Origin of the sequence: Photobacterium atrarenae, assembly GCF_024380015.1 — a bacterium.
GTDB classification, from domain to species: domain Bacteria; phylum Pseudomonadota; class Gammaproteobacteria; order Enterobacterales; family Vibrionaceae; genus Photobacterium; species Photobacterium atrarenae.
Genome location: NZ_CP101508.1, coordinates 1,563,846 through 1,584,846 on the forward strand (window position 1 = coordinate 1,563,846; position 21,001 = coordinate 1,584,846).

17 protein-coding genes are annotated in these 21,001 nt (G+C 53.1%); 10 read left to right on the forward strand and 7 right to left on the reverse strand.

The window, feature by feature from the left end; genetic code table 11:
• The first annotated feature begins 69 nt into the window (after nucleotides 1-69).
• The 6 genes from NNL38_RS07445 to NNL38_RS07470 all read left to right on the forward strand — a co-directional run bounded on the left by NNL38_RS07445 (nucleotide 70) and on the right by NNL38_RS07470 (nucleotide 7,461).
• Nucleotides 70-2,103: a methyl-accepting chemotaxis protein gene (locus NNL38_RS07445; RefSeq protein WP_255390378.1), complete on the forward strand. Its 2,034-nt coding sequence runs from the start codon at nucleotides 70-72 to the stop codon at nucleotides 2,101-2,103.
• Between the two features lie 103 nt (nucleotides 2,104-2,206).
• On the forward strand, nucleotides 2,207-2,923 hold the full coding sequence (locus tag NNL38_RS07450; protein WP_255390590.1) for a tRNA-uridine aminocarboxypropyltransferase: 717 nt from the start codon (nucleotides 2,207-2,209) through the stop codon (nucleotides 2,921-2,923).
• Between the two features lie 183 nt (nucleotides 2,924-3,106).
• The gene (nagK, locus tag NNL38_RS07455; protein WP_255390379.1) at nucleotides 3,107-4,015 is read left to right on the forward strand and encodes an N-acetylglucosamine kinase; all 909 of its coding nucleotides are present in this window, start codon (nucleotides 3,107-3,109) and stop codon (nucleotides 4,013-4,015) included.
• Nucleotides 4,016-4,142: 127 nt separating this feature from the next.
• Complete coding sequence (locus NNL38_RS07460; RefSeq protein ID WP_255390380.1) at nucleotides 4,143-5,414, forward strand: DEAD/DEAH box helicase; 1,272 nt, start codon at nucleotides 4,143-4,145, stop codon at nucleotides 5,412-5,414.
• 104 nt (nucleotides 5,415-5,518) lie between these two features.
• Entirely contained in the window at nucleotides 5,519-6,100 is a 582-nt protein-coding gene (locus NNL38_RS07465; RefSeq protein ID WP_255390591.1) for a DNA-3-methyladenine glycosylase I, read from the forward strand.
• Between the two features lie 50 nt (nucleotides 6,101-6,150).
• The gene (locus tag NNL38_RS07470; RefSeq protein ID WP_255390381.1) at nucleotides 6,151-7,461 is read left to right on the forward strand and encodes a lipopolysaccharide biosynthesis protein; all 1,311 of its coding nucleotides are present in this window, start codon (nucleotides 6,151-6,153) and stop codon (nucleotides 7,459-7,461) included.
• 17 nt (nucleotides 7,462-7,478) lie between these two features.
• Here NNL38_RS07470 and NNL38_RS07475 read toward each other — a convergent pair whose 3' ends face one another.
• A complete protein-coding gene (locus NNL38_RS07475) occupies nucleotides 7,479-8,567 on the reverse strand; it encodes a ketoacyl-ACP synthase III (protein ID WP_255390382.1) in 1,089 nt (362 codons plus the stop codon).
• 321 nt (nucleotides 8,568-8,888) lie between these two features.
• Here NNL38_RS07475 and NNL38_RS07480 point away from each other — a divergent pair, with 321 nt between their 5' ends.
• Nucleotides 8,889-9,878: a Gfo/Idh/MocA family protein gene (locus tag NNL38_RS07480; protein WP_255390383.1), complete on the forward strand. Its 990-nt coding sequence runs from the start codon at nucleotides 8,889-8,891 to the stop codon at nucleotides 9,876-9,878.
• A 147-nt stretch (nucleotides 9,879-10,025) separates the two neighbouring features.
• Here NNL38_RS07480 and NNL38_RS07485 read toward each other — a convergent pair whose 3' ends face one another.
• Nucleotides 10,026-11,396 (reverse strand): SLC13 family permease, encoded by a 1,371-nt coding sequence (locus tag NNL38_RS07485; protein ID WP_255390384.1) that lies wholly within the window; start codon nucleotides 11,394-11,396, stop codon nucleotides 10,026-10,028.
• A gap of 540 nt (nucleotides 11,397-11,936) precedes the next feature.
• Here NNL38_RS07485 and NNL38_RS07490 point away from each other — a divergent pair.
• Nucleotides 11,937-12,062, forward strand: coding sequence for a hypothetical protein (locus NNL38_RS07490; protein ID WP_255390385.1), 126 nt, complete (start codon nucleotides 11,937-11,939; stop codon nucleotides 12,060-12,062).
• A gap of 61 nt (nucleotides 12,063-12,123) precedes the next feature.
• Here NNL38_RS07490 and NNL38_RS07495 read toward each other — a convergent pair whose 3' ends face one another.
• The 4 genes from NNL38_RS07495 to NNL38_RS07510 all read right to left on the reverse strand — a co-directional run bounded on the left by NNL38_RS07495 (nucleotide 12,124) and on the right by NNL38_RS07510 (nucleotide 16,144).
• A complete protein-coding gene (locus NNL38_RS07495) occupies nucleotides 12,124-12,813 on the reverse strand; it encodes a SanA/YdcF family protein (protein ID WP_255390386.1) in 690 nt (229 codons plus the stop codon).
• A gap of 215 nt (nucleotides 12,814-13,028) precedes the next feature.
• Entirely contained in the window at nucleotides 13,029-14,717 is a 1,689-nt protein-coding gene (locus NNL38_RS07500) for an NAD-dependent malic enzyme (RefSeq protein ID WP_255390387.1), read from the reverse strand.
• Nucleotides 14,718-14,952: 235 nt separating this feature from the next.
• Nucleotides 14,953-15,303: a hypothetical protein gene (locus NNL38_RS07505; RefSeq protein WP_255390675.1), complete on the reverse strand. Its 351-nt coding sequence runs from the start codon at nucleotides 15,301-15,303 to the stop codon at nucleotides 14,953-14,955.
• A complete protein-coding gene (locus NNL38_RS07510; RefSeq protein ID WP_255390388.1) occupies nucleotides 15,248-16,144 on the reverse strand; it encodes a 1,4-dihydroxy-2-naphthoyl-CoA synthase in 897 nt (298 codons plus the stop codon). The genes NNL38_RS07505 and NNL38_RS07510 overlap by 56 nt, the downstream gene beginning before the upstream one ends.
• A gap of 891 nt (nucleotides 16,145-17,035) precedes the next feature.
• Here NNL38_RS07510 and NNL38_RS24780 point away from each other — a divergent pair.
• A complete protein-coding gene (locus NNL38_RS24780; protein WP_369414604.1) occupies nucleotides 17,036-17,545 on the forward strand; it encodes a cytochrome b in 510 nt (169 codons plus the stop codon).
• A gap of 459 nt (nucleotides 17,546-18,004) precedes the next feature.
• Nucleotides 18,005-20,383, forward strand: coding sequence for a helicase-related protein (locus tag NNL38_RS07515; protein ID WP_255390389.1), 2,379 nt, complete (start codon nucleotides 18,005-18,007; stop codon nucleotides 20,381-20,383).
• Between the two features lie 5 nt (nucleotides 20,384-20,388).
• Here the strand turns inward: NNL38_RS07515 and NNL38_RS07520 are convergent, their stop codons facing one another.
• Nucleotides 20,389-20,838, reverse strand: coding sequence for a tellurite resistance TerB family protein (locus NNL38_RS07520; RefSeq protein WP_255390390.1), 450 nt, complete (start codon nucleotides 20,836-20,838; stop codon nucleotides 20,389-20,391).
• Nucleotides 20,839-21,001 lie beyond the last annotated feature (163 nt).

Below are 21,001 nucleotides of genomic sequence, written 5' to 3' on the forward strand. Positions count from 1 at the left end.
ATTTATTAGTTATTAAAACTGAAACCTTTGTCAGTCACCATAGCACGAGGTAGATCAGGGACTTTACTCATGAAACAAACCAAGCTCGGCAAATCCAGGCTATCGATTGTCACTTATATCCAAATTGTTTTTCTGTTGCTCGTTTGTATGGGCGGCATGCTGTCTTATTTCGGAAATAAGGGGCTCAATGATGTCTCGCGGGAGTTTGAAACCCTGAGTAAGCAGGCGTTGCCTGTTGCGATGAACAACGCTGAAATCATTCAGGGATCGATGCAGACGGCTCAGCGTCTAGCTGAAGTGTTCAACAGTGGTTCGCTCGAAGAACTGGAGGCTGCCGCGGATCAGCTTAATCGCGATCAGCAAAGTGTGATTGCGGCTATTGATGAGCTCGGCACCCTGGCAGAGCAATATCAAATTAATTGGCTGATGGAAGATGTGACGCGGGTGAAGCAGGGCATGAATCAGCTACGCGTCATGTCGCAGACGTTACGTGATTCGCAGCAGAAAATTCTGGAAACCAAAGCGCAGATTATCAGCGATAAAGCCATGATGAATTATGCGGTCTCCGGTGTCCGGGCTGAAATGAGCCGGTTGGGGATGGACTTGTATGCCGGGAACCCGACAGGCCTGAATCATGTCAATAATTTCGTCAACCACTCTTTGGAGATGGCCAGCAACCTCATCGCCTTGTTAATTGAAACCGACGTCGCGAAGGCTGAAAAATTGGCCAAGGGCCTAAAACGAACCAACCTGGCTGGAATGACTTATGCTTGGCGAGAGCTGACGCAAATCAACAGTACCCTTGAAGACTACACCAGTGTGACGGTGCCGTTTGACATGGTGAAAGCCTTGTATGCGGATGATGGGCTCGTCGCACGCCACCTGCATGTGCTGCACTTGATGGAGCTACAGGCCCTGAAAGTTGACGAGGCACGCGGCTTGATTGCGACGGTAATGAGTGAAGTGGATACTTTGACGGCCGGGGCAAATACCATGGTGAGTCAGGGCAAGCAGGGTGTGAGCCAGGCCAGTGAAAATGCCATTACTTTGTTTGTCACCCTCAGTATTGCCGGCTTAATTCTGGCTGTCGCCGCAAGTAGTTGGATCAGCCATACCGTCAGAAGTTCGCTGAAGAAGATTGACCGGGTCGTGAAAGCAACCAGCAACGGCGATTTGACAGCGCGGGCAACGCAGCATGCACCGAAAGAGTTTGCCGTGCTGGGCGGCTTGCTGAACCAGTCCAATATCAATAACAGCCGGATCCTGGGGAAATTGGTTGAAAACAGCAACAGCCTCAATGCCGCAGCAGAGAGTAGCCAGCAAGCAGCTTCAGCTTCACGCGTTGCGCTGAAAGAGCAAAGTGACGAGCTGGCGACGATTGCCACGGCGATTAACCAGCTGGAGTGTTCGATCAAAGAGATTGTCTCGAGTACTTCCGAATCAGAAGCCGAAGCCGAAAAAGCCCATGAGCTGGCCTTGCAGGGGGTAGAGATTATTAAGCGCAGTACATCGGGCCTTCGCTCGCTGGATCAACAATTTATCGTTAACGAACAACGCATGGTCGAGCTGGGAAATCATGTCAATAAGATCACCGAGGTGGTGGAGCTGATCAGCTCGATTGCTGATAACACCAACTTGCTGGCGCTCAATGCGGCCATAGAAGCCGCGCGCGCCGGAGAGCAGGGGCGTGGTTTTGCTGTGGTAGCCGATGAGGTCAGAAAGCTGGCGAGTCAGACCAACCAGCAGACAGAATCAATTCGCAAGACGATTGCCGAGCTGCACCAGGCGGCGAAAGATGCCAATGAAGCCATGGTGGTCAGCCGCTCGGAGATGACCGCCTCGATTGAACTCAGCAGTGATGTGCAGACTGCGATTGATCAGATCCAGAAGATGATCGCCTCGATTAACGATAAAGTGATCACCATCGCTGCGGCGACTCAGCAGCAGGAAAATGCATCCGTCGAAGTGGGTCGCAGTGTGGAGCAGGTCGCCAATCAGGCCAAAACCAACAGTCGACAGCTCAAAACGCTGGTGAAAGAGGCTGGTACTGTCGCAGAAGTGGCTAACCAGCAACAGGAGCTCCTGTCGAACTATCATCTGTAATCGGCTTCACCGTCGGGAGAGTTTTCATTGCAACCACAAGAAGCGCCAGTACAATACTGGCGTTTTTTGTTTGAGTCATTTCCGTGAGGTTGAAAGGGCTGTGATGCGAATTCACGCGGTACACCATCTATATCAGGAGCGTTTAGCGCGCTCGACCCGCCCTTACCGGGCGCGCGGCTGCAACGTTGAGCGTTGCAGCTTTTGCATGCTGCGGCCGCATTTATGCATCTGTGCCGATAAGCCGCAAATCAGTTCTCAGGCTGCCTTCCTGCTGCTCATGTATGATGATGAGGTTTTAAAGCCAAGTAACACCGGGCGGCTGATTGCCGATTTATTCGAAGATACCTTCGCTTATATCTGGTCTCGAACCGAGCCGGATCCAGCGTTGCTGGCCCTGCTTGCCGATCCGCAGTGGCAGCCTTATGTGGTCTTCCCGGCTGAATACACCGAGCCCGAGCGGGTGGCTGAAAACGTAGTGATTGAGCCGGGTAAGCGGCCGCTGTTTATTCTGTTGGACGGCAGCTGGGCCGAAGCCAAGAAAATGTTTCGTAAGAGCCCGTATCTGAATGATTTTCCGGTGCTTTCGATTCAGACGGAGCAGCCGTCCCGCTACAAAGTTCGCGAAGCGGCGAAAGCCGGACAGCTCGGCACAGCGGAAGTGGCGGCCAGAATTATCGATCGGTATGGCGAGGCGCACAATGCCGAAACGCTGGATCTCTGGTTTGATGTGTTCCGTGAGCATTACCTGACCGGCAAGCTGAACCGGCAACTGCCGGAAGCGTCTGCCATGAAGCAACTCAATGCCTTTGTTGCCGCGTAATCTTGTAATTTTAGAACAGGCGAAAGGGTTTTTATGCAACACCCTGTTGTTTCTTTCGGCAAACGCGAGCCATCTCGCTGAGGTGGCTGACTAAATTTGTGCTGCATCACAGTCTGTAGGTGTAGAACTATGGATAATTTTTTCAGTTTGATGTTTTAGTGATTTTATTGCGGAGTGTGCAGGATGTACTACGGCTTTGATGTGGGTGGGACCAAAATTGAGTTTGGTGCCTTTAATGAAAAACTTGAGCGCGTGGCAACCGAGCGGGTGCCGACGCCGGGTGAGGACTATCATAAGCTGGTAGATACACTGGTCACCATGATTGAAAAATCCGATCAGGCATTTGGTTGTGAGGGCAAAGTGGGGATCGGGATCCCGGGCATGGAAGACGCCGAAGACGGCACGGTATTGACGTCCAACGTTCCTGCCGCCAAAGGGCAAACGCTCCGCCAGGATCTGGAACAGCGTCTGGGTCGCAGTGTAACCATTGACAACGATGCCAACTGTTTTGCCCTGTCGGAAGCCTGGGATGAAGATCTGCAAGGGGAGAAATCTGTCCTGGGTCTGATTTTGGGCACCGGTTTTGGTGGTGGGCTGGTGTTTGACGGTCAGGTTTTTTCCGGTAAAAACCATGTTGCCGGTGAAGTCGGCCACACCCGGATGCCGATTGATGGCTGGTTCCACTTGGGGGAGAATGCACCGCTGTTTGCCTGTGGTTGCGAAAAGAAAGGCTGTATTGACAACTACCTTTCCGGCCGTGGTTTTGAACAGCTGTATGCCCACTACTATGGCGAGCAAGTGAAGGCGATTGAGATCATCCAGCGTTATCAAGCCGGGGATGAAAAAGCCGTTGAGCATGTCGATCGCTTCCTGGAGCTGCTGGCGATTTGTTTTGCCAACCTGTTCACGGCGCTGGACCCGCATGTGGTGGTTCTGGGCGGCGGGTTGTCGAATTTTGACCTGCTGTATACCGAGCTGCCAAAGCGCCTGCCGAAGCACCTGTTGTCTGTCGCGCGGGTTCCGAAAATTGTGAAAGCAAAATACGGCGATGCCGGCGGGGTTCGCGGCGCAGCGTTCCTCAATATTAAGTAACGCGATGTCATGACAGCCACCGTGATACGATGCGTGGCTACAGATGCGAGAAGGGAGCGAAAAGCTCCCTTTTTTTGTCTGCAATCTGTTAGAATCCGCGCCTGATTTGAAGATGTGGAACCGCAAAATGTCCTTTCATGCCCTGGGGCTGCAAAGCCAGCTCGTCGAAACCGTGACCCGATTGGGTTTCGAAACCCCGACCCCTGTTCAGCAACAAGCGATCCCTGAAGTGCTGGCCGGGCATGATATTCTGGCGGGTGCCCAGACCGGGACCGGGAAGACCGCAGCGTTTGGCTTGCCGCTGCTGCATCGCCTGATGGATACCGGCAGTGACAGTTTACCGGAAGCGCGCGATGCGGCCGGCACTCCGGCCCGCGTCCGGGCGTTGATCCTGACTCCGACCCGGGAGCTGGCCCAGCAGGTGTATGACAATATCACGGCCTACAGTGAAGGTACCGGGGTGAAAACTGTGGTCGCTTATGGCGGCACTAGTATGAAAATGCAGGTTGCGGCGCTGCGTCAGGGCGTGGATATCCTGATTGCCACGCCTGGTCGTTTGCTGGATCACGCCCACGTGCGCACCATCGACTTGGCAGATGTGCAATATCTGGTGCTGGATGAAGCGGACCGGATGCTGGATATGGGGTTCATTGACGATATCAAGCGGATTATCCGGCGGATGAAGTCGGCCCGTCAGACCCTGTTTTTCTCGGCAACCTTTGCCGGGCCGGTGAAAAAGCTGGCGTATAGTATTTTGCAAGAGCCGAAGCTGATTGAAGTCACGCCGTCAAACAGCACGGCCGTCACAGTCGAGCAGATGGTGTACCCGGTCGATAAACACCGCAAGCAAGAGCTGCTGGCGTATCTGATCGGCTCGCGCAACTGGCAGCAGGTGCTGGTGTTTACCAAGACCAAGCAGGGGGCAGAAGCGCTGGCAAAAGAGCTCAAGCTTGACGGCATTAAAGCGGTGTCGATCCATGGGGATAAAAGCCAGGGCGCGAGGCAGCGATCCCTGGATGAGTTTAAGAGCGGTAAAGCCCGGGTGTTGGTGGCGACGGATGTGGCGGCCCGCGGGATTGATATCGAGCAGCTCGAGTATGTGGTGAACTTCGATATGCCGTTTAAAGCGGAAGATTATGTGCATCGTATCGGGCGAACCGGCCGGGCCGGGAAAACCGGATATGCAGTGTCACTGATGAGCCTGGATGAAGAATGGGCGCTGCGGGCCATTGAAGATCTGCTCGATACCCGGTTGCCGCAGCAATGGTTGGAAGGTTACGAGCCGGACCCGACCATTGAACCGCCGGAACATCAGCGCCGGGGACGCTCAGCGGACAAACGCCGCGCCAAAGCACGTGCGAAAGTCCACCAGGGGCGGGGGCGTAAGCGTCGGGTGTGACTTAGGACCCGGATAACGGTGGGGCCGGGTTGTGCGTTGACAGGGTAGAGAACCTACTCTAAGGTCATGAATTATCGGAAAAGGAATTGCGTATGGCAGAGTCAGTGAAACGTTGCCCGTGGCTGGATGAAAGCAAGCCAGATTATGTGGCTTATCATGATTTGGAATGGGGTGTCCCGGTTTACGATGATCAGAAAATTTTTGAATTTCTGGTGCTGGAGTCGGCGCAAGCCGGCCTGAGCTGGTACACCATTTTGAAAAAGCGCGCGAATTACCGCGAGGCGTTTGCTGATTTCGACCCGCAGCGTGTGGCGACCTTCACCGAAGCGGACGTCGAGCGCCTGATGAACAATTCGGGCATCGTCCGAAACCGACTAAAAATTGAAGCGGCAATCAATAATGCTCGCTGTTTTCTGGCGGTTCAGGAGGCGTTCGGCTCGTTTGCCGACTATATCTGGTCCTTTGTTGAAGGCGTGCCAAAAGTCAGTGAATTGCGGGCACTGTCGGATTACCCGGCAACGACCCCGGAGTCGGATCGGCTGGCCAAGGATATGAAAAAAAGAGGGTTTAAATTCCTCGGTTCAACCACGTTGTACGCCCATATGCAGGCAACGGGGATGGTCAATGATCACAGTCTGGACTGCTTTCGTCGGGCTGAACTGCTGGCTGAGCAAGCCAACAAATAAACAGGTTGTGCAGCGGCTGCCCAGCCGCTTTTTTCTGCAAGGAGCGCCGGGTGGAGACCGTCAAACAGATCCTGGCTTTAACGCCATTTACCTTTTTAAACCACTTTAGCCGGGTGATCCTGACCGTGGTGCTGGCGCGGCTGATGGGGCCGGAGCATTACGGCACTTTTGCCGCCATGCTGGTGCTCAGCGAGGTATTGCTGTTGCCGGCCAGCCTGGGTTTTTCGGCTTCTGTGGTCTGTTTAGCCTATCCGATGTGGCAGGCGGAGCAGATCGCTTTGCTCCGGGGCTTGCGGCAGGTATTTCTCGGCTCGATTGCGATTCTGGGCACCCTGATTGTTGCCGGGGTGCTGAGTGGCTATGCGATCTTTTCGCCGCATCAGCTGGCAGAGCAGCATCTGATGTACCTGTTGCTGATCGTCCCGCTGGCTGCGTTGATGCAGACCCAGTCGTCGCTGTTGTTGGCGTTCGATCGCAAAAAACATGCGCTCCTGAGCAAGCAGTGTGTGCTGGAAGTTCTGGTCCTGGCGTTTTGTCTGGTGGCTTATCTGCTCGAAGATGAGGTGATACTGGCGCGGATCTGCCAGCTGATGATCGTGGCACTGGTCATTGTCGTGGTTGGTCAGCACTGGCTGATTGCTCCGTCCCTGGCTGGGCGGGAAAAGATGTTCCGGATGAAGCTCTGGTATCGGCAGTCACTGACTGCGCTTGCCAGCGGTGCCGGAGTCGTACTGGTGGCCAAGCTCGATGTCTTGCTGGTTCATCACTGGCTGGGTGCCCATGCTGTCGGCATATTCTATCCGGTGATCGTGATTGCCGGGTTGATGGCGATCCTTTCCAATGCCGTCGGAACATTTCTCAAGCCTGTACTGTTACAGGCCCAGTCGGACCCGGGGTCGTTGACCACTCAGTCGACGTTGCGCCACGCAATCCGGACTTTTTGGGGCATCAATACGCTACTGATATTGGTCCTGTCACTGGCCGCCCATCCGTTGCTGACTCTGTATGGCGAAACTCAAATCGAGCTGGGTCATGAGTTGCTTTTGATCATGCTGGCAGGACAGTTGCTTTTACCGCTGCGTGTGGTCTCGGCCAGTATGATTAGCCTGATGTCGAATCCGATCCATAATCTGTATGTTTTGCTTGGCGTCTCGTCCCTGACGGTGTGGCTGGCTTATACGTTGCAGCCGGCGTATCAGTTACTCGGGGTGACGGTGGCGTTCAGTGCCGGCTTTGTGCTGGGGACATTGATCCGGGCAGTGATTGTAGTAAAAACGATTGGGGTGCCGTGGCGGGTCTTATGGGGACTTGCTGGGGATGCATCCGGGAAGCGATGGCATGTCTCCGGCTCATCGTCATGAGCCGGAGTGGTCAGCCATTATTGCTCGGTGTTGTGCTTTTGCTGGCAGTGAGCGATGGCATTTGCCAGGATCTCGGTCGCGCTTTGATCACAGGCTGCAAGTTCGGCTTCTGAGGTGGCGATCGGAGTGGTGCGCTGGCCCCACTTGATGATGCTGGCTCCCCAGGTCAGGCCGGCACCGAACGCGGCCGATAGGATGGTACTCCCTGGTTGAATGTGGCCTTGTTCAACGGCTTCACACAGGGCAATAGGTACGGTTGCAGCCGACGTATTGCCGTATTTCTGGATGTTGACGAAGGCTTTTTCCAGTGGGATCCCGGCATGGTCGCACAGGGCTTCAATAATGCGTTTGTTCGCTTGGTGTGGGATCACAAGATCAATCCCCTGGCTGTCGAGCCCGGAGCGCTCAAGGACCATGTTCGCTGCGGCGCCCATGCCACGAACTGCGCGGCGGAAAATCTCCCGACCGACAAAATCGAAGACGAAATGCCCGGCATCCGGGTTAAAGCGGTCCATGTGGGTTCCGAAATCCGGGATTGCCAGTACATCCCGGCCTTCGGGATCACAGCCTAACTGCGCTTCCAACAGGCCTGACTCCTGCTCGGTTCGGCTTAGCACCACCGCGCCGGCGCCATCACCGAACAAGACGGCGGTATCGCGCTTGCTCCAGTCGAGGTACCACGACAGATGCTCGGCACCAATCACCAGCGCATGGCGGTAATTACCGGCCTGGATCATCCGGGTTGCCGTCTCCAGTCCGTACAGAAAACCGGTACAAGCGGCATTCATATCAAATGCGGCCGCCTTGGATGCACCCAGATCGAGCTGGACCTTGGAGGCAATATTGGGGATCAGGGTATCCGGCGAGCAGGTGGCGATAATAATCAGATCCAGCTCACTGGCTTCAACCCCGGCGGCAGCCAGTGCGCGTGCGCCGGCAACCCGGGCCATTTCCGAGGTATCGACATGGCTGATGTGACGGGATTCAATGCCGGTTCGGGTGCGGATCCATTCATCGGAGGTATCGACGAACTGGCTTAATTCTTCGTTGCTCAGGACGGTCGGGGGCAGACACTTCCCCCAGCCCGTAATTTCGGCGTAATACATAAGGTTCTCTTTTCTCGTTGTTATTAGGCCATTGATACAGCTGGCGGTTCCCCGGGGTTCTGACTGGGCAAAAGAGGGTTGGCCGGTTCAAGGGCGATTAACGCTACTGTAACAAAGGGGTTCGGGCAGGGACAGGGAATTCAGCCAGGAGTTTTAGCTTTATCAACATGTCAGGGACTGTGGGGAGTATTTCGATGGGAAAATAGCCAGTGAATCGGCTCATTCGTTTCGTCTCGGTGGTTTTCACGCAGTGACCTTGGTGCCGGGCGATGATCTGTTATGATAATGCTTCCATAGAATGAAGCAGAAGTGGGAATAATCATGATCCGTTTTGGTGTAATTGGGACAAACTGGATCACTGACAGCTTTATTGAAGCTGCTTTGAAAACAGGACAGTATCAGCTGACGGCGGTTTACTCTCGTCAACTGGAAAAAGCGCAGACATTTGCCGACAAATATGGGGTGAGCCTTTGTTTTGATGATTTGGAGGCGATGGCATCAAGCAGTGAACTGGATGCGGTGTATATCGCCAGTCCGAACTCACTCCATGCGCCGCAGGCGATGCAGTTTATTCAGCATGGCAAGCATGTGATTGGTGAAAAGCCATTGGCCTCTAATATCGCGGAAATCGAAACGCTGATCACCACAGCCCAAGCGCAGGGTGTGGTGTTGTTTGAGGCGATGAAAACCACCTACACGCCGAATTTTGACCAGATTCGTGCGGCCCTGCCAAAACTGGGCAAGCTGAGAAAAGTCTATCTTTCCTACTGTCAGCTCTCTTCCCGCTATGGCAAATACCTCAATGGCGACAATCCGAATACGTTTAATCCGGCATTTTCCAATGGGTCTCTGATGGATATCGGGATTTATCCGCTCAGTGCGGCGATTGGATTGTTCGGCGAGCCGAACAGTTTTACCGCGCAAGGGGCCCTGCTGGACTCCGGGGTGGATGCCCACGGTACCCTAGTGCTGCATTACACGGACTTCGATGTGGTGGTGAGCCACTCGAAAGTCAGTAATGGCCTGATCCCGAGTGAATTTCAGGGCGAACAGGGCACCTTGCTGGTTGACAGTATTTCTGAGTGTCGGGCCGTGACCCTGCATCGTTCGGGAGAGCCGGCACTGGAGATGACTGTAGCGCAGGAAGAGAACGTGATGTACTACGAAGCGTTGGAATTTGCCCGCCTGATCGACGCGCAACAAGTGTCTCATCCGGATTTGGCGCGGACGCAGATTGTCAGTGCGATCATCACCAAAGCCCGTGAAATCATCGGGGTCCATTTCCCGGCAGATGAGCAAACGCTGGCTTAAGCGACTCTGCATCCAAGACCAGTCGCCATGAATTTCTGAGCATGGAGGATCGGACTGGGATAAAAAAAGGTGGCCGTTTCGGCCACCTAAACAGGGATGTTGCTTGTCGTTATTCAGGAAAAATAAGTGCTGTGATTGTTGCCCGACTTACCAGAAGATGTAGGCAATGGCAGACAGCGCGCCGATACAAAGTAGATTGAGGTAAATCCCGGCTTTCATCATTTCAGACTGCTTGATGTGGCCTGAGCCAAACACAATGGCGTTCGGTGGCGTTGCAACCGGCAGCATGAAAGCGCAGGAAGCAGACACAGCAATCAGGGTCGACAGAATGACCGGCGAAACGCCCAGTGCTTCGGCAACTGTGGCAAACACCGGCACCAGCAGAGCTGCACTGGCGGTGTTACTGGCAAACTCGGTCAGGAACACCACGAAGGCTGCAATGACCAGAATTGTAAAGAACAGGCCGGCTTGATCCAGGAAACCACTCAGACCTTCTGCCAGGAAGACGCTGGTACCGGTTGCTTTCAAGATATTACTCAGGCAAATGCCACCTCCGAACAGTAGCAAGACACCCCAGTCCGTTGATTTCTCAATATCTTTCCACTGAACAACGCGAGAGGCACCCAGCAGGACAATGGCCGTCAGCGCAACCAGGGTGTCAAACTTACTGAATCCGCCCAGCATGGCATTGATAGGCTTGCTGAAAATCCACAGACACACGGTCAGGGCAAAAATAACCAGGGTGATCAGTTTCCCGTTGTCCCACTCAACCGGCTTGTGGTCCAGCTCGAAGGTATGTTTGAGGTTTGGTTTCAACAGGAAGTACAGCATGGCTACGGTCAGTGGCAGCAGTACAATCGAGGTCGGCAGGCCGAATGCCATCCACTCGGTAAAGCTCAGACCAACTTCTGCAGCCGCAATGGCGTTTGGCGGGCTACCGACAACCGTTGCGATACCACCGATACTGGCACAGTAGGCAATCCCCAACAGCACAAAGACATAGGTGCTGCGCTCACTCTTGGCATTCACCTTGTTCAGGACACCCAGTACCAACGGTAGCATCAGCGCCGTGGTCGCGGTATTACTGATCCACATGGACAGGCCGGCAGTCACCCCGAACAGCATGAAGACGGCAACGGACATACGGCCTTTGGCCACCAGCAGTACTTTGTCGGCAATGGCTTTATCCAGCTCTTGTTTATGCATCGCAGCAGCCAGCGCGAACCCGCCCAGGAACAGGAAGATAATCGGGTTGGCAAAATTGCTGAGCGCTTGCGGGGTTTGAAAGATACCGAACCCAACCGCCAGAAGCGGCACCAGGATAGCGGTAATGCTGACATGAACGGCTTCAGTCAGCCATAACACAGCCACAAAGGCCAGAATACTAAGACCGACTACGACGTCCTTTTCGTAGGGCAGGGTGTTCATTAGAAGGGTAAAAAGGGCGATGTCTGCCAGTAGAATGATACTATTCCTGTCAAACAGCCACTTTTTCAGTGTCAGGGTTAAGGCTGTCATATGCTTTCCTTTAGCTATTTTATTAGGGTTCATGCACGTCATGCACCTCAGGGTCACACGGCCGAATGTTACATGTTATTTTCTAATTGTTAATTGCTTGCTGCGTGAATCTCAGGCATTCGCGTGGGTAATTATGTATTTTGTGAGGTACTAGCTGATTAATGTGTGGGGAAATACCCATTTTTCATCTGGGTAGAAGATCATGCTAAATAGTATTGAGCAGGATACACTTTACAGCTGAATTTACCATGAATGAAATAAAACATTTCGTTTACATTTGGCGGCGGCATGCGCTGGGAGGCAATGAAATATCATACGAAGCTGGTATTGGAGAGTGGAATAAGCGGCGAGCCCCTGGCTAAATATGCAGAATCTATCTCGCTCGCATCAGCTGATTAATGCTTCACCATGCATCAAATTGATGTGTGATGTATGTCACACTTGTGGTGGGTTGATCGATAAAGGTATTTCAGCGTTTCTATGCCTTGGGTATCATAATTGCTAAAGGAACTTATCAGTAAGAAAAAAGGCTAGGTTGTTATGAGCGCAAAAACGCAAGGGTTGCGTAAGCGTGTGCGTGCGGAGGCACAGGCGCATTTGAAAGGAGTTCGTGAAAAGTTTCTGCAGTCCTATGTTGAGAAGGTAGAAAAAGAAAAGGTGGGTTAACCCATGGTAACTTTTCAGACTGGAAAAACAAAGCCATGCAAATATGCATGGCTTTGTTTTTTTAGGGGGTATCGGCATCGCTGATCAATGGACCTTCAAGCTCTGGCGGCGTGGTCTCTATTGGCTCTTTCGGTCCCGGAAAGCGCGGTTGGATGTTGAGCAGGTAAACATCCGCAATTGCTTTGAGCCGGGCCAGGACTTCGCGTACCCGGATTTTAAATCCGGCCAGGCCGCCCGGTTCCGGCACGGCCAAGCAAATCGCATCGATATTGTTACTTTGGGCAATAAAGAGGGCCCGCTCACAGTGAAACTTCTGCGTAATAATTACGAAGTGATTGACCTCGAATACCCGTTTGGCCCGCACAACCGAGTCCAGTGTTCGAAAGCCAGCATAGTCGAGCACGATATCATGCTCTGGGATCCCCGCCTGGAGCAGATCCCGCTTCATGGTCCAGGGCTCGTTATAAGAGCGGTGGGCGTTATCTCCGCTCACCAGTAGAATGTTCACTTTGCCCAATTGATAGAGCTGCTGGGCTGCTTCCATCCGGTATTCGTAATAGGGGTTGAGGGTCTTGGCAATGTACTTGCTGGTACCCAGAACCAGTCCGATCGAACGCGTTGGTACCTGCGATGGTTCGGTAAAGATCCGCTCTGCTGTAGATGCCGCCACCCAGCGATCAGCTAGTAAGCTTATCCCAATCACGAGCAGACCCATGACAGCAGTAAGGCGGATGACGTTGAGCGCTTTCATATGATTCCGTGGAGCCTTAAAAAAACATATAGTATCAAACAGATGACTAATCTGTTGATAACGCAGTGTAAAATACCTGTCAAATAGCGCGGGAAAGGTGTGCCGACAGCTTATATCTATCCAGATGGATTGAATATATGTGGCCGCGAATAGGTTTGGCAACGGTAAAGCAGAAAAAAGCCCGCATTTGCGAGCTTTTTAGTCAGGCTGGCAGATTAGAAAGAGGTTCGCTTGTAACGGCGGTACTCAGACTGCCAGAAGTTGGCATCGATCTTCTCTCTAATTCGCTCATCGGTATTTTTCGGCGCTTTTTGCTGCTCCACAGCTTTTTTCGCGACGGCAAAAGCAATCTGACGCGAGACGTCCTGGATATCTTCCAGTGGCGGCAGTAGATTGCCAGAGCCGTTTTTCGCCATTGGCGAGCACTCGGCCAGCGCACGGCTACTTTCCATCAACATCTCGTCGGTGACGCGACGAGCACCGACAGCCAGAACGCCCAGACCAATCCCCGGGAAGATGTAGCTGTTGTTACACTGGGCAATCGGGTAGGTTTTCCCTTCATAGACCACAGGCTCAAATGGTGAGCCTGTGGCGACCAAGGCCTTGCCGTCGGTCCAGCGGATCAGATCGGCTGGGGTTGCTTCTACCCGGCTGGTCGGGTTGGACAGTGGGAAGATGATCGGACGCTCACAATGCTGGTGCATCTCGCGGATCACTTCTTCGCTGAACAGGCCCGGTACCCCGGATACACCAATCAGAATGGTCGGCTTAGCGTTGCGCATCACATCCAGCAGTGAGATGTTGTTATCTTGGGTATCCCACTGGTTAATTTCGCTGCGCGGCTGGACCAGCTTTTTCTGGAAGTTGATCAGATTCGGCATATCGTCGACCAGCAGACCCCAGCGGTCGACCATAAAGACCTGGCTACGTGCTTGTTGATCGGTGATCCCTTCCGAAACCATTTGTGCAATGATGGCTTCGGCAATCCCGCAACCGGCAGAGCCGGCACCGAGGAAGGTCACACGCTGCTCAGAGAGCTTGCTGCCAGCTGCCTTGCACGCTGCCAACAGGGAGCCAACGGTAACGGCCGCCGTGCCTTGAATGTCATCGTTGAAGCAGCATACTTTGTCTTTGTAACGCTCCAGCAGTGGCATGGCGTTCTTTTGTGCAAAGTCTTCAAACTGGATCAGCGCATCCGGCCAGCGACGTTTCGCAGCCTGGATAAACTCATCCACAAAATCATCGTACTCCTGACCTGTGATCCGGGTGTGACGCCAGCCCATGTACATCGGATCAGACAGACGTTGCGGGTTGTTGGTCCCCACATCCAGGACCACCGGTAGGGTGTATGCCGGACTGATCCCGCCACAGGCGGTGTACAGCGACAGTTTCCCGATTGGGATCCCCATGCCCCCGATCCCCTGGTCGCCCAGACCCAGGATCCGCTCACCGTCGGTCACAACAATCACTTTGACATTGTGGCGTGATGCGTTGTTCAGCATATCTTCGATGCGATCGCGGTTCGGATAGGAGATGAACAGGCCACGACCACGGCGGTAGATGCTGGAGAAGTCTTCACAGGCCGCGCCAACGGTCGGGGTGTAGATGATCGGCATCATCTCGGTAATATGGTTTTCCACCAGGCGGTAGAAGAGGGTTTCGTTGGTGTCTTGGATATTGCGCAAGTAGATGTGGCGGTCGATGTCGTTATCGAACTTTTGATACTGCTGATAAGCACGCTCAGCTTGTTCTTCGATGGTTTCAATTGCTTCTGGCAGGAGACCTTCGAGGTTGAAGAACATGCGCTCTTCAACGCTGAATGCACTTCCTTTGTTCAACAGGGGAGTTTCGAGTAACGCAGGGCCTGCGTAGGGGATATATAGGGGTCTTTTATCTTTTTTCATGCAATTGACTTTGGTAGTAGGTTAGGTCGGAGTCAATGAAAATTGCATACATCATTTTCATTTAGTGCTAATCCTATGCCGATAAATCGTTTATTTCAAAGGCTCAAGGCCACTTTTTCGCGAAAATGATCAAGTTTTTCGCTATCTTTTTACAGCAATTAACATGAATCAGGCCGCAATGTTTCAATCTGTAATGCAATATTTCAACTTTGTGTTGATTTTGTGTATTTAATGTTTATTTTTGTTTTTGCTTTTGTTGTGATCTGGCTTGCGGAATTAGAATGAAAAATCGTGGCAGGGAATGGCTGTGATTATGTCTCTGTTTGGTTAAGTTTGTTTCTATTTTGTTTGTTGGGTGTTTTGTTTTTGTGTTGGCTTTCAGGGCTGTCAGCACTTTGGCTGGGACTTTTGCTTGGGGCGGTGCCGTGTAAAATCGGCCCAAAAACCCGGCTGGTGAAAGCCGGGCTGTCCTGCTCTGTTCAAAGCTAATGAGGCAGAAATCAGGCAGGTGATGCTTGGGCTGCGTGGGGCTAATAATGCCAGGGGAATCGGCTGAAATCCTGACCGCGTTTTTCCAGAAACGCATCACGTCCTTCTTGCGCTTCATCGGTACCATAGGCAAGGCGCGTGGCTTCACCGGCAAACAGCTGCTGGCCGACCAGGCCGTCGTCCGGCAGGTTAAAGCCGTATTTCAACATCCGCATCGCTGTGGGGGATTTGCTGTTGATCGCTTTGCCCCAGCGCAATGCTTCATCTTCCAGTGAGAAATGGTCGATCACTTTATTCACCATGCCCATCTCATAGGCTTCCTGGGCGCTGTAATCAAAGCCGCAGAAGAAGATCTCCCGCGCGCGTTTCTGGCCGATCATCTTGGCCAGGTAGGCAGAACCATAACCAGAATCAAAAGAGGCAACATCCGGGTCGGTTTGCTTAAACACCGCATGCTCTTTTGAAGCCAGGGTTAAATCGCACACCACGTGCAAACTGTGTCCGCCGCCCACGGCCCAGCCCGGAACTACGGCAATCACAACTTTCGGCATAAAGCGGATCATCCGCTGGACTTCGAGAATATGCAGGCGTCCCATCCGGGCCTGATCAGCTTTACCGGCTTCTGCGCCTTCATATTTGTAGCCGTCTTTGCCACGAATCCGCTGATCACCCCCAGAGGAGAACGACCACTGGCCTTTGTGCGACGGGCCGTTCCCGGTCAGCAGGACACAACCGACATCAGACCATTGGCGGGCATGATCCAGAGCCGTAAACAACTCATCGACTGTTTTGGGACGAAAGGCGTTGAGGCAATCCGGGCGATTAATGGCAATGCGCACCGTACCCTGGTCTTTGGCACGATGGTAAGTGATATCTTCGAATTCGAAGCCCGGGACTTCTTCCCACAGCGCCGGGTTAAAAATTTCTTTGCGAGTCATGATGACGAACCTCTAGATCTGGTTGCATGCTGAAGGCTCTAGGCTAGGCGCTCGTGACCAAATGTCAATGATTTCTATAGGGAAATTAAGTTTCCGGTTGCATAAGCAGCAGGTGGTGGTTTGGCTAGGGGAACTGTAGAGCGCCGGAAAAAGCTCCGACGCTATGAGGATCGGTGGCAAGTCTGGATGAGTCCTGTGTTGTGGGGATGTTAGTGGATACCCTGAAAGTAAACGTACTGTCTTTGTGGATGAGTGCTGACGCAGATCGAGAACACGAACATGCCCGTTATGTTCGATAGTAAAACCGTGCATAGATATCAAATTAGAGTTTAAGTGCTTGCTACTCAAACCGATGGCTTTACTATCACAGGAATTGAGTATGCATCGTGTTTTGTATTGTTGGCATTTTATGCGTTGTGTGTGGACGTTGGGAGTATTTGAGAGAAAATTGGGTTTGATATGATGGTTTGAACGAAAAGGGAGTATAGTCCTGTTTTCACAGTACTGGTGATCATAAACAATCCTTCTCAGGAAACGGCAGTTTGTATCTCAAGGCTCAGTTGGATCAGCTGTACCCGTCAATGACGCCGGAAGTCAGATGGGTTACAAATCTTTTTGAAGATGCACGAGAGAGGCTGATTAAATCGGCATAACGCATCAATGTGACTGGTCATGGCAGAAAGTGTGGTATTGGGGCGACAAAGATGCCGCTGGCTGGATACCATACCGAAATTATACTCTTGTAGGTAGCCTGTTTCTTTAATTGAGTGCGTCTCTTCAAGCCAGTTGTTTTTTATTCTCATTTCGCTTCCATTGTGAAAGGAATTTTAATGAAACTGTAGCGATAAAATACGTTGTGTTCTGTATTCAAGGGAAAAGGAGTTTTGCGTTATGTTACCGAAACAGACATATATTATTGATAGAGTTTTACATTGGGTTTCATCATTGACCATTCTGTTTCTCCTGCTCGATATGGGGACAAGGACCCACCTTATCGATTACAGAATTAAGGGGGCAATAGCGCATAAGCAAGACGCGATTGAGTTACATATGATCATGGGCTTGTTCCTCTTTGTGGTTTTGCTGATGCGACTCATCTGGACTCGTTTTTTTCTGCACCCGGAGTATCAGGTTCAATATCAAAGCAGAAAACATAAATGGCTTGTGCTTACCATACATAATTCTATGTACATGACGTTACTTTTACTGATGTGCTCAGGGTTATTCATGGTGTCTAACTATGAGCATCCATTAAATATTCTGGGCGTGTTTCAATTTTCGGATTCTGGCGTAAACCAGAGTATATTTCTGAGCGCAAATAATTGGCATTTGTGGTTTGAAAGCCTTATTTACTTTCTAATATTTATACATTTTTCCGGTGCCGTGTATAACCGACGATAGCTGCCGATGAATACAAGACAGCGCATCCATGTTAAGTGATGCGTGCAGGAGGGATTATACGCGGGCTACCCTCGCTTAGCTTGTCAATTCAGTCTGCGCCCACGGGAAATCGTGGGCGGAGTCAGAAACGATGTGTTTAAGTGCTGTTTAAGATGGATACGCCTGAATCGGAAGACTATAGAATAAATGCGGAACTTGAGCAGGTCGTTCCGCATGGTTTCGACAATTAAAAAGCTCCTGTCAATCTGTGGTGTAAGTCAGGAAGCTGCGTTATTGCACTTCATTGCTATCGGTAAGTAAGTTTTCAACCGCACGAAATGAGAAAAGTGTTTATCAATCCGTGCGGTTTGGTTTTTCAAACCTCATGGCGCGTTGCCCGGTCGCTACAGTCTGGGATATGACAAGGCGACTGATTCTTGTCACAATAGCGCTTCTGAGATCACAGCATAAGCATTGTTCATGTCACCGTCGTTACCGATTGATTCCCTGAAAGATACTTTTCTGACCCAACTGAAATCCCATCACCTGGTGGTTGAGGCTGAAACCGGCTCCGGGAAGTCGACCCGCTTGCCTGTCTGGGCGGCAGAGCATGGCCGAGTGCTGGTGGTTGAACCGCGCCGGGTGGCTTGTACCGCGCTGGCAGAATATGTCGCTCAGTTACGCGGCGATCGCTTGGGGCAGGGCGTTGGCTACGCCATCCGATTTGATAACCGATTCAACGCGCAAAGCAACATCGTGTTTGTGACCCCAGGGGTGGCGCTGCGCTGGCTCAGTGAAGATCAGCTGGCGGCATTTGACACCGTGATCATAGATGAATTTCATGAGCGCCGCTGGGATACCGACCTGCTGCTGGCTTTACTGAAACAGAAGCAGACCCACCGGCTGGTGGCGACCTCGGCAACCATGGACAGCCGGAGGCTGGCGCAATACCTTGGTGCCGAGCGGCTGCAGGCGACCGGACGTAATTATACGGTTGAGGTTAGCCACCTGGCTTCAGACAGCCGTAATATGCCGGATGTTCGGGGCGTCGAGAAGAAAGTGGCAGAAGCGATTTTACCGCTGCACCAACAGCATCAGGATATTCTGGTCTTTTTGCCAGGCCGCAAAGAGATCGCGCAATGTGCGGCACAACTCAAGCAGGTGTTTGCGGCGGCGATTGCAGCGCAGCAAATCGACGTGATTGCCTTGCATGCCTCGGTCAGTGATGCCGAGCGTCACCGGGCCCTGACAGAGAGTGACAAGCAGCGGATCATTCTGGCGACCAATGTTGCCGAGACCTCGCTGACCATCCCCGGCGTGACTCTGATTATCGACAGTGGGCTGGAGCGGCGGACGCACCAGCGCAACGGCCGCACCGTGCTAGGCCTGCATGCTATTTCTGCTGCCAGCGCCGAGCAGCGCAAAGGCCGGGCCGGGCGGATCAGTGCCGGGCACTGTATTCGTCTTTATGGTAAAGCCGCGCCGATGGAACGGCTCACGCCACCGGAGTTGCAGCGCGAAGAGTTGGTCGAGCCGATGTTGGCCGCGGCAAGTTGCGGCTCGCGTCTGGAGGACTTGAGTTTTGCCGATCCGGTACCGGAAAAATCCCTGGCGCAAGCACAGGACAAGTTGCTGCAGATGCAGGCGATTGATTCGAGCGGGCAGATCACGGCGCATGGCCAGCTGTTGTATCCACTGCCCATCGATACCCTATTTGCCCATCTGATCACCGCGATGCCGGATAAAGCTTCTCGGGAGGCGATGGTGGATCTGGCGGCCGGTCTGAGTGTCTATCAGCGGATCTGGCAGATGCCGGGCGGCGAGGAAAGCCGGGAAAAACTGGCGCAGTGGGAGCCGCATCATTGTGATGCGATGGCGTTGATTAAGCTGCTGCGCGGCAGCGTACCGGAATGGTTGACGATCGATCGCGATGTGCTGGCCGAAGCGCGCCAGTTATCACAGCAGATGCGAGACGCGCTGGCGCTGCCGGATTTAGACGTGGCGAGTGCTGTGCGGCGTGAAGCCTGGTTGAGCGCCGTGATGCGCGCAGTGCCGGAGCTGGTCTATGTGCGCCGACAAAAGCGTCGTCAGGCGCTGGGCAACGGGTTTGGTGAAGTCAGTATCGGCCGGGACAGCCGGTTTCCGGAGCAGGCTGAAGCGGCAGTGGTGTTCGATCAGTTTGCGCTGCCCGGTAAAGGTGTGAAACAGAACCTGGTGCTGGCGACCTGCATGGCGCCGGTGCCTTTTTCGCTGCTCAATGAACTGGATTTTGGCGAAGCGCAGCTGGGTGAAGCGGAAGTGACCGAAGCGGGTTGCCAGGTCGCCCACCACCGGGTGTATGCGGGCCGGGTAATCGAGACCCGTTGGCAGGCGCCGCAGGGAGCGTCGGCGCTGGAAGCGCTGGTCGATATGGTGCTGGACGGGCTGTTGGTCGACGGACTGGCCGCGCAGATCCGCGCCGATATCCATCAGTGGAACCTGTATCTGGCCTTGGGGCGCTACCAGGCCGAGGTCTGCACGCGGACACCTGAACCTGTCGAGGTTCGTACGTGGCTTCAGGCCCAGCTGGAAGCGCTGGGTGTGGAGTCGGCAGAGGATCTGGCATTATTCAGTGCAGAAGATTTTCCGTTCGAGGGTATTCCGGAGTGGGAGCGGGCGGACTTTGATACTGAGTTTCCCTACCAGGTGGTGCTGACCGATTTAACTCTCAATATTGAATATCAGGTGGCCGGCAAGCGGGTGCTGGCAATATATGCTGGCGGGAATCGTAAGGCGGATCCCAAACGCTGGGAGCTGCCGCGCTGGCAGGGTTGGAAAATCCGTTACCGCAAAGCCAGCCGGACGATTGATATCAAATAACACCGCTAGGAAGGCTGAGCGGAGAGCTTGGCACGGATAAAGTCGCTGTGGCTGACATAAATCAGCTCAGCGACCTGGCGGATCACCGCTTCTTCCAGTGGATCGATGAACCCATCGGCATATGCCACCTGCCACATGGCTTCAATCAGCTGGTAGCGCTGCTCAGGCATCAGGCTGCGCAATTTATTGGTAAATTCATAGAGCGACACCGATTGCAGCCTATTGGTACTCGCTTTTTCAATCAGAAACGTTGCTTCCTCTTCACCCATGTCTAACAGTCTTGTCAGTAAATGAACTTTCGCGGACTGCTCTTTGGGATCGACCTGATGGTCGGCTGCGGAAACTTCGCACAGGAGTGCCGCCATCGCCAGCTGGAGGCTGGGTGTATCGACGGCACCGCTATCTTCTCCCTCATGCATGACCTGGCGGAGCAGGGTGCGTAGCTGTCTGAACATCTTGGATTCTCTCTCACTTGTTGCCTGAGCGACAGGCGTGACTGGCACTTATACTGTGTAAGACAGCCGTGATGGCTTTGGGTTCCAGACCCATATTCAGTTCTGCTCTCAGGCCGACAGCAGTCGTGACCGGTGCGGGAAAGACGAGCTGTTGCGGGCGGTC